Annotated in this window: 14 protein-coding genes; all 14 read right to left on the reverse strand. The window is 41.9% G+C overall.

What is annotated here, in order from left to right; genetic code table 11:
* Nucleotides 1–743, reverse strand: a 743-nt coding sequence (locus HT696_RS10225) for a metallophosphoesterase family protein (RefSeq protein WP_173283608.1), incomplete at its 3' end; no start/stop codon positions are given.
* Between the two features lies 1 nt (nucleotide 744).
* Nucleotides 745–2,412, reverse strand: a complete 1,668-nt coding sequence (gene recN, locus HT696_RS10230) for a DNA repair protein RecN (protein WP_173283609.1) — start codon at nucleotides 2,410–2,412, stop codon at nucleotides 745–747.
* A gap of 6 nt (nucleotides 2,413–2,418) precedes the next feature.
* On the reverse strand, nucleotides 2,419–2,850 hold the full coding sequence (locus HT696_RS10235) for an arginine repressor (protein WP_020900686.1): 432 nt from the start codon (nucleotides 2,848–2,850) through the stop codon (nucleotides 2,419–2,421).
* Complete coding sequence (locus tag HT696_RS10240) at nucleotides 2,843–3,658, reverse strand: TlyA family RNA methyltransferase (RefSeq protein ID WP_173283610.1); 816 nt, start codon at nucleotides 3,656–3,658, stop codon at nucleotides 2,843–2,845. The genes HT696_RS10235 and HT696_RS10240 overlap by 8 nt, the downstream gene beginning before the upstream one ends.
* Complete coding sequence (locus HT696_RS10245) at nucleotides 3,651–4,526, reverse strand: polyprenyl synthetase family protein (protein ID WP_173283611.1); 876 nt, start codon at nucleotides 4,524–4,526, stop codon at nucleotides 3,651–3,653. The genes HT696_RS10240 and HT696_RS10245 overlap by 8 nt, the downstream gene beginning before the upstream one ends.
* Nucleotides 4,523–4,735: an exodeoxyribonuclease VII small subunit gene (locus HT696_RS10250; RefSeq protein ID WP_000043226.1), complete on the reverse strand. Its 213-nt coding sequence runs from the start codon at nucleotides 4,733–4,735 to the stop codon at nucleotides 4,523–4,525. The genes HT696_RS10245 and HT696_RS10250 overlap by 4 nt, the downstream gene beginning before the upstream one ends.
* Nucleotides 4,713–6,053 (reverse strand): exodeoxyribonuclease VII large subunit, encoded by a 1,341-nt coding sequence (gene xseA / locus HT696_RS10255; protein WP_173283612.1) that lies wholly within the window; start codon nucleotides 6,051–6,053, stop codon nucleotides 4,713–4,715. The genes HT696_RS10250 and xseA overlap by 23 nt, the downstream gene beginning before the upstream one ends.
* A gap of 127 nt (nucleotides 6,054–6,180) precedes the next feature.
* Nucleotides 6,181–6,819 (reverse strand): uridine kinase, encoded by a 639-nt coding sequence (gene udk / locus HT696_RS10260; protein WP_001181377.1) that lies wholly within the window; start codon nucleotides 6,817–6,819, stop codon nucleotides 6,181–6,183.
* 109 nt (nucleotides 6,820–6,928) lie between these two features.
* A complete protein-coding gene (gene truB / locus HT696_RS10265) occupies nucleotides 6,929–7,807 on the reverse strand; it encodes a tRNA pseudouridine(55) synthase TruB (protein WP_173283613.1) in 879 nt (292 codons plus the stop codon).
* A 9-nt stretch (nucleotides 7,808–7,816) separates the two neighbouring features.
* Complete coding sequence (locus tag HT696_RS10270; protein WP_173283614.1) at nucleotides 7,817–9,091, reverse strand: DUF2130 domain-containing protein; 1,275 nt, start codon at nucleotides 9,089–9,091, stop codon at nucleotides 7,817–7,819.
* 95 nt (nucleotides 9,092–9,186) lie between these two features.
* Complete coding sequence (locus HT696_RS10275; protein ID WP_060805569.1) at nucleotides 9,187–10,467, reverse strand: O-acetylhomoserine aminocarboxypropyltransferase/cysteine synthase family protein; 1,281 nt, start codon at nucleotides 10,465–10,467, stop codon at nucleotides 9,187–9,189.
* Nucleotides 10,468–10,613: 146 nt separating this feature from the next.
* Nucleotides 10,614–11,411 (reverse strand): formate/nitrite transporter family protein, encoded by a 798-nt coding sequence (locus HT696_RS10280; RefSeq protein WP_112443736.1) that lies wholly within the window; start codon nucleotides 11,409–11,411, stop codon nucleotides 10,614–10,616.
* Nucleotides 11,412–11,550: 139 nt separating this feature from the next.
* Entirely contained in the window at nucleotides 11,551–12,294 is a 744-nt protein-coding gene (gene srtA / locus HT696_RS10285) for a sortase SrtA (RefSeq protein ID WP_061439132.1), read from the reverse strand.
* Complete coding sequence (gene gyrA / locus HT696_RS10290; protein ID WP_173283615.1) at nucleotides 12,294–14,762, reverse strand: DNA gyrase subunit A; 2,469 nt, start codon at nucleotides 14,760–14,762, stop codon at nucleotides 12,294–12,296. The genes srtA and gyrA overlap by 1 nt, the downstream gene beginning before the upstream one ends.
* Nucleotides 14,763–14,941: the final 179 nt, after the last annotated feature.

Genomic DNA, 14,941 nt, shown 5'->3' on the forward strand with positions numbered 1-14,941 from the left:
TAGTTTGGGAATTTACCATCTTCAGCGACAAAGCCGTCATTTTCGATAAAGTGGTGTTCTGTCATTCCTTGGTCTGTAAAGACAATTCCATGAAGGACACCACCATAAACAGCTCCTCCATCCATTCCAATCTTGCCATCTTCTGTAGTCCAAAGCTCAGCTGTACCTCGCTCTTGCTTCAGCAAACCATAAACCGGTGTGTGACCAAAGACAATGGTTTTCCCAGTATGATTTTCTGCTTCGTGGAATGGCTTTCTAAGCCAGACTTTCTTATAATCTGTTGTTTCATGCCAGTCATCCAAGGTCAAATCAATACCTGCATGAACAAAGATATACTTGTCTGTCTCTACCACAAATGGCATTTGACGAATAAATTCGACCAAGTCTGCCGCTTCAGTAGCAACACGCTTGGCATCCTCCACTCCGTCAACTGGGGCATCCAAGGGACGACCTAGGATAGAGTTAATGGTTGTATCTCCACCATTGCGACGATAGTGGTCATAGCTTTCTTCTGGGTTATCAAGCCAAGTCAGAAACATATACTCGTGGTTTCCTGACAAACAGATAGCCCCTTGATTATCAACCAAGTCCTTGACCATTTCAAGAACACGGCGACTATCCTCACCTCTGTCAATTAAATCGCCTAGAAAGAGCAACTGGGTCTGACCATCCCATGTTTTGAGAAGGTCTTCTAGCATCCCTGCTTTTCCATGAACATCTCCAATTACATAATAGTCTGTCATCTTATTTCTCCCTGTTTCTCAACAATTCTCTAGCTTGCGTCAGGGCTGCTTCCGTCACATCATCACCTGCCAACATTTTAGCAACTTCTTCCACTCGCTCTTCAACCGTCAAGAGACGAACAGTCGAAACCGTTGAATGCTCATTGCTAATCTTCTCAATAAAGAATTGATAATCCGCAATCGCAATCACTTGTGGCAAATGGGAAATAGCCAGAACCTGACCATTCTGGCCAATCTTGTGAATCTTCTGCGCGATAGCCTGAGCTACACGACCTGAAACTCCTGTATCTACTTCATCAAAGACAATGCTGGTCTTACCTTCTTTACGTGAAAATGCAGACTTAATGGCTAGCATGAGACGAGATAATTCCCCGCCAGAAGCAACCTTAACCAAGGGTTTAAAGTCTTCACCAGGGTTGGTTGAAATATAAAACTCAACCATTTCATTTCCCTCACGACTGAATTTGCCCTTGCTAAAACGAACTTGAAACTGGGCTTTTTCCATATACAGGTCTTGCAGTTCTTGTTTAATCTCTGCTTCTAGCTGCTGAGCCAAGTCATGACGAGCAGATGCAAGCTGACCTGCCAAATCGACAAGATTGACTTCTAACTTCTTAAGCTCTGCTTCCATGTCTTCAGAAGAAAGATTATTGCCTGTCAAGAGATTGTATTCTTCTGTAATTTTAGCAAAATAAAGCAAGACATCATCCACAGTTCCACCATACTTACGGGTAATAGTGTGCAGAAGGTCCAAACGATTCTCAACCTGCATGAGGCGATTGCCATCAAAATCAAGGTCCTCAATGATAGCTTCTAAACGCTTGCTAATATCTTCTAAAATATAGTAAGTCTCAGACAGAGAGCTTGAAATTTCACGGTAGTCAGGGTCATACTCTTCGACACTTTCCATGTCATTCATGGCCGAACGAACATTGGCCAGACTCGAGAACTCTTCATTGTCCAACATACTGTAGGCATTGGTCAGCGTATCCGCGATATTTTTATGGTTGAGAAGCTTCTCTCGCTCTTGATTGAGAGCCAGGTCTTCTCCAGCCTGCAAGTTTGCTGCCTCTATCTCTGCCATTTGAAATTCCAACATTTCGATACGTGCCTTGTGTTCCTGTTGGTTTTTCTTGACTTCCAGAACCTGCTTACGCATTTTACGGTAGGCATCAAAACTCGTTTGATAGGTTTCTTTCAAGGCCCAAAAGGCTGTATCACCAAATTCATCCAACATCTGGATATGCAGTTGAGGACGCATTAACTCTTCTTGGTCATGCTGACCATGAATATCGACCAGATGTTGCCCAATAGCACGCAAGACAGACAGATTGACCATCTGGCCATTCACACGGCTGATACTCCGACCATTTTGCAAGATTTCTCGACGGATGATAATTTCATCCCCCATTTCCAAACCTTGCTCATCAAAAATTTCCTGTAAAAGGCGACTATTCTCAACTGAGAAAAGCCCCTCTATCTCTGCCTTTGGCGCACCATGACGAATAACATCTGTCGTCGCACGAGCTCCCAACATCATATTCATGGCATCAATGATAATCGACTTCCCTGCACCCGTTTCACCAGTCAGGACTGTCATTCCCTTTTCAAAATGGAGGGAAATAGCCTCAATAATAGCAAAGTTTTTTATCGAAATTTCAAGTAACATATAGACCTACCAATTTTTTACTTGTTCAAAGATTTCCTCAGCTAGACTTTCACTTCTGGCAATGACTAAAATCGAGCTATCATCAGCCAAACAGCTGAAAATCTTGTCCGCAAAAGTCTCAATTAACTGAGCTTTTACAAAAGCTGTATTTCCTGGGATAACTTGGAGATTGATCATCTTATCCATCAATTCAGCTGACTCAATATTGTCTTCAGCCAGTTGCAAACTTTTTACGATTGATTTTGGCAATTCATAGACATAGGTGTTGTCTCTCAAAGGAATTTTGACAATACCTAGTTCTTTGATATCTCGTGATACCGTCGCCTGAGTGGCAGTGATACCTGCCTCTTTCAAATGTTCTACGATTTCTTCTTGTGTACCGATTTGATAATCTGTCACAAATCGTCTAATTTTTTCAAGTCTCTCTTTTTTATTCATTTTTAAATTGACTATGCGCCCTCTCTACTACTTCTTCAATATCAGCAAGAACCTGATTGCTTGCTGACTCTTCTTTTTTCAAATACGCTAAAAACTCAATATTTCCATGTCCACCTTGGATGGGAGAAAAGTCCAAACCAAGGACTGAAAAGCCTTCCTCTACTGCCATGGTTGTGACAGATTCAAGGACATGTTGATGGACCTTGGCATCACGAATGATTCCATTTTTCCCAATCTGCTCACGTCCTGCCTCAAACTGGGGCTTAACCAAAGCCACAACCTGACCCTGATTAGCCAAGACACGGTGCAAGGCCGGAAGAATCAGACTGAGGGAAATGAAACTCACGTCAATACTGGCAAAGCTCGGTTCCTTTTCAAAATCGGTCTTTTCAGCATAGCGGAAATTGAACTGCTCCATGCTGACAACCCGTGGGTCTTGGCGCAATTTCCAAGCCAATTGATTAGTACCAACATCGACTGCAAAGACCAACTCAGCACCATTCTGCAACATGACATCGGTAAAGCCTCCAGTAGAAGCACCGATATCAATCGTTGTTGCCCCTTCTACTGACAAATCAAAGACCTGCAAGGCCTTTTCCAGTTTCAAGCCACCACGGCTGACATACTTGAGTTTTTCCCCCTTGAGTTTTAACTCGGTGTCATCTGGAATTTTCTCTCCTGGTTTATCAAAACGCTCTCCATTGAGGACTGCTACGACTAGACCAGCCATGACACCACGCTTGGCTTGTTCTCGCGTTTCAAACAAGCCCTGTTTATAAGCTAGTACATCCACTCTTTCCTTAGCCATTGATTCTCAAACTTTCTACTACACATACAATCGACTCTGTTTCAAAGGGAACCTGCTGGGCAATTTCTTCTAATTTGGCATTAGCTTGATCCAAAGTCTGGTTACAAAAGGCAATAGCCTCTTCCAAGCCCAACAAGGCAGGATAGGTTGACTTTTCTGCCTGCAGATCCTTTTGTGGTGTCTTGCCGATTTCCTCAAAACTAGCGGTCACATCTAACACATCATCTCTAACTTGAAAAGCAAGCCCAATCAATTCACCAACAGTTTTCAGCTTCACCTGCATTTCAGGTACTAATTCGGCTATAATGGCTGCAGCTTGGAATGGATAGGCTAGTAGTTTTCCAGTCTTATTAGCATGAATAGTCTGGAGCTCTTCCAAAGCCAAGTGCTGGTGTTCGCCCTCCATATCCAAAACCTGCCCTGCCACCATGCCTAGACTTCCTGAAGCAAGCGATAAGTTGGCAATCAAGTCCACCTTGATCTGACTTGGCAAATCTGCCTGCGCTATCAAGGTATAAGGATCTAGGAACAAAGCATCTCCAGCCAAAATCGCCATTGCTTCGCCAAATTTCTTATGATTGGTCAAACGCCCTCGACGGTAATCATCATCATCCATAGCAGGAAGGTCATCGTGAATCAAGCTCCCTGTATGAATCATTTCCAAGGCAGCGGCCACCTGCGCGTGGGCAGGTTTAATAGCGACCTGCAAGGCTTCCAAAACTTCCAACAAGAGAAAAGGCCGAATACGCTTGCCACCAGCATGAATGGAATAGAGAACAGACTCTCGCAAACTAGAGGCAAACTGCTGGTCTCCATAAAAGTCTTCTAAGGCCGACTCAACAAGAGCTAATTTTTCTTGCTTCTTCATTCAAAATCACTTTCTGTTCCGTCTTCTTGCATGACCTTGACCAAGGTCTTTTCAGCCTTGTCCAGCGTCGCTTGGAGCTCTTTTGACAAGACCATACCCTTTTGAAAGGCCGCAATCGCATCTTCCAGAGCAATTTCACCATTTTCCAAACTTTGGACAATGGTTTCCAGTTCTGCTAGATTTTCCTCAAATTTCTTTTGTTTTGACATCTTTAACCTCTAATTCTACTTGACCATCTCGCATCAAAAGCGTCACTTGGTCTTTTTTCTTCAAACCCTCAACCGAATCGATAACTGACTCTTCTTTTTTGACAATAGCATAACCACGCGCCACAATTCGACTGGTATCCAACATCAGTAAGGCTTCTGAAAGTCTTTTCACCTCAGCAACCTTGGCATCATAAACCAGCGCCATTTGGCTACGTAAGAGCTTATCCAACTGACCTAGGCGGTCTTGATAGCGTTGGATTTTGGTCACAGGTGATAATTGGACCAGTTGATGCGTCCTTGCTTGTACTAATTGGTTGCTATCAGAAATCCGTGTTCGCAAACTTTGTTTTAAACGCAGTTGCAGTTGATCCAACCGTTGCAAATAACCATCATACAAGCGCTCTGGCTGTCTAAAGATGACTGACTGACTGCATTTTTTCAAAGTTTCTTGTTTCTTCGATAGGACATTTCGGACTGCCGTTGCCATCCGTTTTTCCTGATTTTGTAAATGAGCTAATAGATCCAACTTGGTCACAGGTGTTGCTAGTTCAGCAGCAGCTGTTGGCGTCGCAGCCCGTCTATCTGCCACAAAATCCGCCAAGGTTATATCCGTCTCATGCCCCACACTAGAAATAATTGGCAAACGAGATTCAAAAATAGCCCGTACCACAATTTCTTCGTTAAAGGCCCAGAGATCCTCGATAGAACCACCACCACGACCAATAATGAGCAAGTCCAAATCATTCCGTTGATTAGCACGCGCAATATTTCGAGCAATTTCCTCCGCTGCTCCTTCACCTTGCACCTTGGTCGGATAGAGAAGGATATCGACACCAGGAAATCGCCTGCTGACGGTCGTGATAATATCTCGAATAACGGCTCCACTACGACTTGTCACTACACCAATTCTCTTAGAAAATTGAGGAAGAGGTTGCTTGAAGCGTTCTTGAAACAGACCTTCTTCTGTCAATTTTTTCTTGAGTTGTTCAAACTGAATCGCAAGCGCTCCAACCCCATCAGGCTCAGCCTTTTCTATGATGATGGAGTAACTACCACTTGGTTCATAGACCTGTACACGCCCAATCACATTGATCTTCATTCCTTCTTCAAGGTCAAAGCCTAATTTCTGATAAATCCCAGACCAGATGGTCGCTTGAATGACTGCATGGTCATCCTTTAGGGAGAAATATTGGTGAGTAGGTCGTTTACGAAAGTTGGAAACTTGACCAGTTAAATAGACCCGTTCCAAGTAAGGGTCTTTATCGAATTTCATTTTCAGATACTTGGTCAAAGTTGTTACCGATAAATACTTTTCCATCTCCACCTACTATTCATTTTCTTGCTCTTTCATGGGTATTATTATACCAAAAATATGCCTAAAAATCTTCATTTATGTACCATTATAAGGGAAAAATAGAAAAAGGAGGCAAGGCCTCCACATTTGATTATTTGCTGTTTCGAGCTTCCTCCAAAATCTTTTCGATCTTGGTGGTCAACAGATCAATAGCAACTGTATTGCTAACCCCTTCAGGAATGACGATATCCGCATAACGCTTAGTCGGCTCGATAAACTGATGGTACATGGGTTTGACCACACCTAAATACTGGTCAATAACGCTGTCAAGGCTACGGCCACGTTCTTCCATATCGCGCTTGATACGACGAATAATGCGCACATCATCATCTGTATCCACAAAAATCTTGATATCCATCAAATCGCGCAGGCGCTTGTCCTCCAAGACCAAAATCCCCTCAACGATAAAGACATCTTGAGGCTCCTGACGATAGGTCTTGCTACTTCGTGTATGCTCTGTATAGTCATAAGTCGGAATGTCCACCGGACGCCCTGCCAACAATTCCTTAATTTGCTCGATCATCAAGTCTGTATCAAAGGCAAAAGGATGGTCGTAGTTGGTTTTGACACGCTCTTCAAAGGTCAAATGAGACTGATCCTTGTAGTATGAATCATGCTCAATCATGGAAATTTTTTCATCAGGAAAATGCGATAAAATGGCTCTTGAAACACTGGTTTTACCACCACCAGAACCACCTGTCACTCCGATAATGATTGGTCTATTTTGCATGCTATCCTCCGTTTTTTTATCCGTCGTCTATTCTATCACATTTTTTGCAAAATTTATAGTCTGATTTGGATAGTCTATGGGAAACAACATTCCCTACACCCCAGTTAGACTAGATAAAAACCTTCCTTGGTTTGTAGAGATTGTCTCGCTTTTCTAGAATGGCTAGCAATTTATCATCTTCAAAGGCAGCTAATTCTTGTTCTGTTTGTTCGAGTTCTATAAAACGACCAAAGCGTACTTCTGTAGCCTCTTCTTGAGTTAGGAAAACTTTAACAAGGTCACCTGTCCCAATCTCTATAGGGTGGAGAAAATCCAGCTGGCCATCTTCCACTTTTGAAGCAATTTCTTCCAAGGTAAGAGCATCCTCTAGCTGTAAACCGGCTGCACTAGTCCGTGTCAGATGTGACATATGAGCCGCATAACCAAGCTTCTCTCCTAAATCAACCGATAAGGTACGGATGTAAGTTCCCTTACTGCATTTCACCCGAAAAGTGAATCGCGCAAGATGTCCATCATAAGAAATCGGACTTGTTCGCTCAAAGCTATAAATAGTTACCTGACGTTCTGGACGCTCCACTTCCTGACCAGCACGCGCATACTCATAGAGCTTACGACCATTAACCTTGACTGCCGAATACATAGGCGGAATCTGAATAATAGGTCCTGTCAGACTGGCGATTGCTTCATCAACAAGCTTTTCATTCAAGTGCGATAAAACAGGTGTCTCTGCGACCACTTCCCCACTGGCATCCTCAGTCGTTGTGGAATAGCCCAGAGTGATTTCCCCCTCATAGACCTTACCCTCGTCCTGCATAAACTCGACCATGCGCGTCGCCTTGCCAACTGCAATCGGCAAAACACCCACTACATCCGGATCCAAGGTCCCACCATGACCAATCTTCTTGGTTCCCAAAATCTTACGCAGTTTAAAAACCGCATCATGCGAGGTCATCCCCGCTTCTTTTTTTAAGTTAATAATACCGTTCATTCTCGCTTTCTACTCCCCCTTCAATGCTTCAAACTTCGCTTTCATGGTAGGATTTTTTCGAGTTAGTTTTTTAACAGAGACATCTTCCAATTTGTTATTTGCCAGACGGAGTTGGTTTTCGGATGTGGTTAGGAATTTCTTAACCTCTTCCATACGCTTAATGGCCTTGTCGATTTCATCAATAGCTTTACCAAAATTGGTTGAAGCAGAGTTGTAGTTCTTGGCAAAGGCTAGTTTAAAGGCATCCAAGTCTTCTTCAAAATGCGTAATATCTATATTTTGCTCACGCACCAAGGCCAACTCCTGCTTGTATTTAAGGGAATTAAGAGCCGCATTTCGCAAAAGCCCAATCAACTGGATAAAGAACTGAGGGCGAACAACATACATCTTTTCATACTCGTGGCTGACGTCAACAATCCCTGTGTTAAAGTAGTCGTTATCGGCCTCAAGCATGGTCACTAAAACCGCATACTCACAGTTCTTTTCACGACGGTCTTTGTCCAATTCCTTGTAAAAATCTGCATTCTTGTGCTTCTTCTCTGTTCCGTCCGCTTCATTTTTCATCTCAAACATGATGGAAATGATTTCCACTCCATTTTCATCACTCTCACGGAAGATAAAGTCCCCTTTAGACCCACGAGCAGAGACCTTGTTATCCTTTTCAAAGTAAGCATTTGGAAAGGCGAAACTGCGAACCTTGTTAAACTCACTCTCTGCATACTGTTCCAGACTTTCACCGATTGCCTTGGTAGATTGTTGTGCCTTAAAATTCTTGTAAAATTCGACTTGTTCACTAGCTGCTTTAAGCTGGGCTTCGTAATTCTGCTTGACAGAAGCCAAAGACAACTCATTTTCCTTTTCTTGCAATAGCAATTGATTTTTGACCTGATCTCGTTCTTTTTCAAGGTCAGAAAGGGTCTTTTGCAGTTGATTTTCATGCTCCAAACGCAAGGTCGCCAATTGGTTTTCCAAAGCCTGCACTTCCTTGTCCTTTGCTAATAAGGCCTCATGGCTTGTCTGTTCAACTTCTTTCTTGGCCAACTCTTTCTCTGTATCAAAGTTTTGGATTTGACTCTGCAATTGCGCGATTTCTTGGTCTTTTTGAGCTAGTTTAGACTGTTGCTCATTCATAGCCTTTTGCTCAGCCAAGGCCAGTTCCTGCTTCATGCGGTCGTGTAATTCCTTATCAAACTCTGCCGTTCTCACTTGGGACAAGAGTTCGGCATACTGGCTCTCATTTACTGTAAAGACTTCCCCACAGTTAGGGCACTTGATTTCGTTCATATCGTTCCTCTTTCTAGACTTCTTTAACCATTATATCATGCCTGAGGGAAAATCAAAAACAGTGAGTCAAAACCCACTGTTTATCTTCTTTTACTTTAAATTTTTTCCAAGGCCAAGCGCAAATCTTCAATCAAATCATCTACATTTTCAAGTCCAATAGACAAGCGGATTTGATTTGGTGTGACACCTGCTGCTTCTAGGTCTTTTTCTGACAATTGACCGTGAGTAGTTGTTGCTGGATGGACAACAAGTGATTTAGCATCTGCCACATTTGCAAGGTCAGAGAAGATTTCTAAATGATCAATTACCTTGCGAGCTTCTGCCTCTCCACCTTTGACATGGAAGGTAAAGATTGAACCTACACCTTTTGGTAAATATTTCTCAGCCAAGGCATGATAAGGACTGTCTGCAAGTTTTGGATAGTTTACCTTTTCTACCTTAGGATGGTTAACAAGGAAATCAACAATTTTCTCAGCATTTTGCACATGACGTTCGACACGAAGAGAAAGGGTTTCAAGTCCTTGGAGCAAGAGGAAGGCATTAAATGGCGACAAGGCTGCACCTGTATCACGAAGCAATTGAACACGGACAGCGATAATAAAGGCTGCAGCACCCACATCACGAGTATAGCTCAAGTTATGATAGCTTGGATCTTCCTCAACAAATTGAGGGAATTTACCTGAAGCCGCCCAGTCAAAACGACCACTATCGACAATCACTCCTCCAATAGTCGTACCATGCCCACCGATAAACTTAGTCGCTGAGTGAATAGCAATATCTACACCGTGAGAAAAGACATTAATCAAATATGGTGTAGCAAAGGTATTGTCAGAAACGAGTGGAATCTGGTGTTTATGCGCAATCTCAGCCAATTTTTCCAAGTCAGGAATGTTAATCAAGGGGTTACCCAAGGTTTCAATCAAAACAAGCTTGGTATTGTCATTGATAGCTGCTTCTACTTCCTCCAAATTATCCACATCCACAAAGGTTGTTGTGATCCCATAACGAGGAAGGGTTTCTTTCAAAAGATTAAAGGTTCCACCGTAAATAGTTGATGCTGCTACAACATGGTCACCAGCATGGGCAAGAGCCAAAATCGTATAAGTCACTGCAGCCATACCTGATGCGGTTGCAAGAGCTCCAACACCACCTTCAAGGGCAGCGATTCTTTCTTCAAAGGCAGCTGTTGTAGGGTTGGTGATACGAGTATAAATGTTCCCTGGTTTCCTCAAGGCAAACAGATCGGCACCTTCCTGCGTATCATCAAAAACAAAGGATGTTGTCTGATAAATCGGCACTGCACGAGACTTAGTTGCTGGATCAACTACTTGCCCAGCATGCAATTGTAAGGTTTCAAATTTAAAATCACGAGTCATAAGGCGACCTCCATATAGTTTCATTAAGGATATTGTAGCACTATCGACCTATCTTGACTAATACCTCTTTTTTATATTTTGATATAAGGAGTGACTATTACTTCTTACGAAATCGAAAAAAGCACGACTCAATCGTGCTCATTTTCTTAATCTACATAAGTATCTTCATTTTTATTGAGGAAGGCGTATGGAAGACCCATCAAGAGGCCTCCTCCGATAAAGTTTCCGATGAAGGTTACACCCCAGTGGCGAAGCATATTTCCAACACCGAAGTTGGCAATTGAATCCGCAGCAACACTGAATTTCACAATCGCGAAAGAAGCAAAGTTTGCGGCAATGTGCTCGTTTGTTAAGAATACAAACATGTAAATTGCTGACAACACAAGCCAAAGTTTGGCACCACCATCTTTGACCAAAACAAATGACAGAATCGCAATATTTACGAAAATATTTGCCAAAATCGCCTCAAGCAAGATCAATTCATTTGAACGGCCTAACTTCATCTCAACAACACCTGAGATGAAACTATCGTGTGTCAGATGTGTATAGGCTGCCGAATGAGCAAAGCCCCACCCTGCTATCAAGGCTCCGATAAGGTTGAACAAGGTACAGTAAAGTAAAATCTCAGCTGTTTTTCTCCAAGAGATTTTTTTCAAGAAACTACCAGCAGTCAAGAACATCATGTTTGATGTTACCAACTCGGCATTCAAGAAAACAATGTAGGCCAAGCCCCAAGCGAAGACAAAGGGGAAGAGGAAACGTCCACTACCTGGTGCAATTTTATTAATCAAGTCAGCCCCAACTGCACCTGCAGCTGTACTAAAGGTTAAAAATGCACCCGCGAACATAGAACGAATCGCATACTTAAATTTGCTTTGACTATAAAGACTTTCTTTCTTCTTGCAAGCAAATTCAATCTTTGAGATAAATTCTGAAGAAACCATAATAAACTCCTAAATCTTTTTTCTTGATAATTATATCACAAACTTTAGATTTTAGGAAGCGTTTTCTGTATTTCATAAAAGTTTATTTTTATGAAAATCTAAAAAAAATCAGTGAAATTCTGGATTTCACTGATTTGTATTAATAAAATTGTTTATACGGTTGATTGAAAGCTGTTAGGATTTCATCAGATGTTTGTGAATAATCTTTTGTTTCTTTCAAATCACCTTTTACAATAATACGTTCTGTAGCAGCAAGGTCTTCACAGGTTACTAATGTGATTTCATTGATCCCATCTCTATCATCAACTTCATCAACACGATCCGGTGTCACACGTTTGACTTCACGGATTTCATAGGTATAAACTTTATTTTTATCGGTTAGATAAATCTTCATACCATTTTTAGCATTATCTAAAGGAGAAAATAACATTTTATTAGCATTATCAACACCAAAGATATGGTGACTAGCTAGACTATAATTTCCTTCTCCCATTACTTGCTCGCGTTTCATTGTACCAGCGCCGTAGAAGAGATTAACATTATCAAGTCCTTTAAAAATCGGCAAATTCATTTCCAATTCAGGAATTGCAATTCCCCCAATAACTGGTAATTTTTGAGCATCCCATTGAGAAGCTAGAACAGCTTCCGAAGAAATCGCTTTGACCGAATCAAAATCAAAATTTCCTTCTGTATCCTGATTTTCTTCTATTTTTTCTTTTGATACCTGGCTAACTTGATACTTATTGGTATTCCAGACCATGAAAATATTTCGAATTTGCGCATTAAAAATCAAAGCCAGTGACAGTACTATCAGAAATCCTGCTAGGATATTTGTCAGCAGATTTTTTCGCTTGTTTTTCTTTTTATTATTTTTTTGAGACATTATGCTTCACCTTCTGTTTCATTTTCTGTCCCAACTTCTTCTTTTTCTGCCGCTGCAACCGTTGTGAAGGTCACTATCTGAGCATCTTGATCCAGGCGCATTACTTTAACTCCCATAGTTGCGCGTCCTGTTTGTGAAATATTGGCAAGATTGGTTCGAATCATGACACCTGTATCAGTGATAATCATCACATCCTCATCCCCTTGAACAGTCATAAGACCGGCCAGCAAGCCATTTTTTTCGGTAATTTTAGCTGTCTGCATTCCCTTACCACCACGACCTTTTGTTGGGTATTCAGTAGCAGCTGTACGCTTACCATATCCTTTTTCAGTAATGATAAGAACCTCATCTTGATCAGTAATTACGCTTGCTCCGACTACTGTGTCTCCATCACGGAGATTCACACCTTTCACACCAGTGGCGATACGGCTCATACCACGAACGGCTGATTGATTAAAGCGAACTGCATAACCAAACTTGGTACCAATGATAATATCCATATCTCCTTCCGTCAACAAGACATTGATTAACTCATCTTCATCCTTAAGATTCAGTGCTTTAAGTCCATTTTGACGAATATTGGCAAATTCCTTAACGCTAGTTCTCTTCACAATACCGTGACGGGTTGTAAAGAAGAGATAAGCATCATCACTGCGATCAGACTCAACATTGATAATAGTCTGAATACTTTCACCTTCGTCCAATTTCAAAAGATTGACTACTGGTAGCCCTTTGGCAGTTCGACCATACTCAGGGATTTCATACCCTTTAAGGCGATAGACTCTGCCTTTATTTGTAAAGAAGAGCAGGTGATCATGGGTGCTAGTTGACACTAACTCACGAACAAAATCATCATCCTTAACACCTGTTCCTTGCACACCACGACCCCCACGTTTTTGAGCAGTAAATTCATCCTGGTCCAAACGTTTAATGTAGCCTCTGTTAGAAAGGGTAATCAAGACATCCGATTCTTCAATCAAATCTTCATCTTCAAGACTCAAGACTTCACCGACCATCAACTCTGTAAGGCGTTTATCAGAAAATTTACGTTTAACTTCATCTAATTCGTCTTTGATAATTTGAGAAACACGTTCAGGCTTAGCAAGAATATCCGCCAAATCCGCAATCAGAGCCAAGAGGTCATCATACTCAGATTGAATCTTATCGCGTTCCAAACCTGTCAAACGACGAAGACGCATGTCTAGGATGGCCTGACTTTGACGTTCAGAAAGCTTAAACTTACTCATCAACTCAGCTTGTGCTTCCGCATCCGTTTCACTAGCACGAATGATACGAATCACTTCGTCGATATGGTCTAGCGCAATCAAGAGACCTTCTAAGATATGAGCGCGCGCTTCCGCTTTTTCCTTATCAAAACGTGTACGACGAACAACTACTTCTTTTTGGTGCTCGATATAAGCATCCAAAATCTGACGAAGAGACAAAATTTTCGGTATACCATTTTGGATAGCCAGCATATTGAAACCAAAGTTGGTTTGCATCTGGGTCATCTTGAAAAGATTATTGAGGATAACATTGGCTGACGCATCACGCTTGACTTCAATAACAAATCGAACACCCTCACGGTTTGACTCATCACGTACTGCTGTAATCCCCTCAATCCGTTTTTCCTGAACCAAGCGAACAATATGCTCGTGCACCTTGGTTTTATTGACCATGTAAGGAAATTCTGTTACAACGATGCGCTCACGGCCAGTCTTAGTTTCTTCGATTTCGGTACGAGAACGTAGGACAATCGAACCTTTACCTGTTTCATAAGCCTTGTGGATACCTGATTTCCCCATGACAAGGGCACCTGTTGGAAAATCTGGACCAGGCAAGACTTCCATCAATTCCTTGGTAGTCACTTCAGGATTATCCATGACCAACTTCACTGCATCAATGGTTTCACCTAGATTATGAGGTGGAATATTGGTTGCCATCCCAACAGCAATACCAGTTGCTCCATTAACCAAAAGGTTTGGAAAACGCGCTGGCAAGACCAAGGGTTCCCGTTCGTTGGCATCATAGTTATCAACGAAATCAACTGTATTTTTGTTGATATCACGAAGCATTTCCAGAGCAATCTTGCTCATACGTGCCTCGGTATAACGTTGAGCGGCAGCACTATCTCCATCCATGGAACCAAAATTCCCATGACCATCTACAAGCATGTAACGGTAGCTCCACCATTGAGCCATACGGACCATGGCTTCATAAATAGAGGAATCCCCGTGTGGGTGGTATTTACCCATGACATCCCCTGTAATACGAGCAGATTTTTTATGGGGTTTGTCTGGAGTAACACCCAATTCATTCATTCCGTAGAGAATGCGACGGTGAACAGGTTTTAAGCCATCTCGAACATCAGGAAGAGCTCGCGCTACGATAACACTCATGGCGTAGTCGATAAAGCTAGCCTTCATCTCCTTTGTCAGATTGACATTCACTAAATTTTTATCCTGCATTAATAAATGCCTCATTTCACAATTAGTAAGTAACAACATTATACCATAAATTCCCATCTATTTCAGCCTCTAAACCACTAAAACGTTTACATCAAGAACTCCAAGGCATATTCGTGACAAAGTTTTTTAAAAGTGATAGAATGAAATTGTCTGGGGAAAATCCCCTAATAAAATTAAGG

The sequence above is a fragment of the Streptococcus sp. 9903 genome (genome assembly GCF_013276625.1).
Taxonomy (GTDB): Bacteria; Bacillota; Bacilli; order Lactobacillales; family Streptococcaceae; genus Streptococcus.

Bases quoted from the DNA above. Each gene is read 5' to 3' on its own strand.
- gyrA (WP_173283615.1), bottom strand. From the start codon at position 14,762: ATGCAGGATAAAAATTTAGTGAATGTCAATCTGACAAAGGAGATGAAG.
- recN (WP_173283609.1), bottom strand. From the start codon at position 2,412: ATGTTACTTGAAATTTCGATAAAAAACTTTGCTATTATTGAGGCTATT.
- HT696_RS10250 (WP_000043226.1), bottom strand. From the start codon at position 4,735: ATGTCAAAACAAAAGAAATTTGAGGAAAATCTAGCAGAACTGGAAACC.
- HT696_RS10275 (WP_060805569.1), bottom strand. From the start codon at position 10,467: ATGACTCGTGATTTTAAATTTGAAACCTTACAATTGCATGCTGGGCAA.
- HT696_RS10240 (WP_173283610.1), bottom strand. From the start codon at position 3,658: ATGGCTAAGGAAAGAGTGGATGTACTAGCTTATAAACAGGGCTTGTTT.
- udk (WP_001181377.1), bottom strand. From the start codon at position 6,819: ATGCAAAATAGACCAATCATTATCGGAGTGACAGGTGGTTCTGGTGGT.
- HT696_RS10235 (WP_020900686.1), bottom strand. From the start codon at position 2,850: ATGAATAAAAAAGAGAGACTTGAAAAAATTAGACGATTTGTGACAGAT.
- xseA (WP_173283612.1), bottom strand. From the start codon at position 6,053: ATGGAAAAGTATTTATCGGTAACAACTTTGACCAAGTATCTGAAAATG.
- HT696_RS10280 (WP_112443736.1), bottom strand. From the start codon at position 11,411: ATGGTTTCTTCAGAATTTATCTCAAAGATTGAATTTGCTTGCAAGAAG.
- HT696_RS10245 (WP_173283611.1), bottom strand. From the start codon at position 4,526: ATGAAGAAGCAAGAAAAATTAGCTCTTGTTGAGTCGGCCTTAGAAGAC.
- HT696_RS10270 (WP_173283614.1), bottom strand. From the start codon at position 9,091: ATGAACGAAATCAAGTGCCCTAACTGTGGGGAAGTCTTTACAGTAAAT.
- srtA (WP_061439132.1), bottom strand. From the start codon at position 12,294: ATGTCTCAAAAAAATAATAAAAAGAAAAACAAGCGAAAAAATCTGCTG.
- truB (WP_173283613.1), bottom strand. From the start codon at position 7,807: ATGAACGGTATTATTAACTTAAAAAAAGAAGCGGGGATGACCTCGCAT.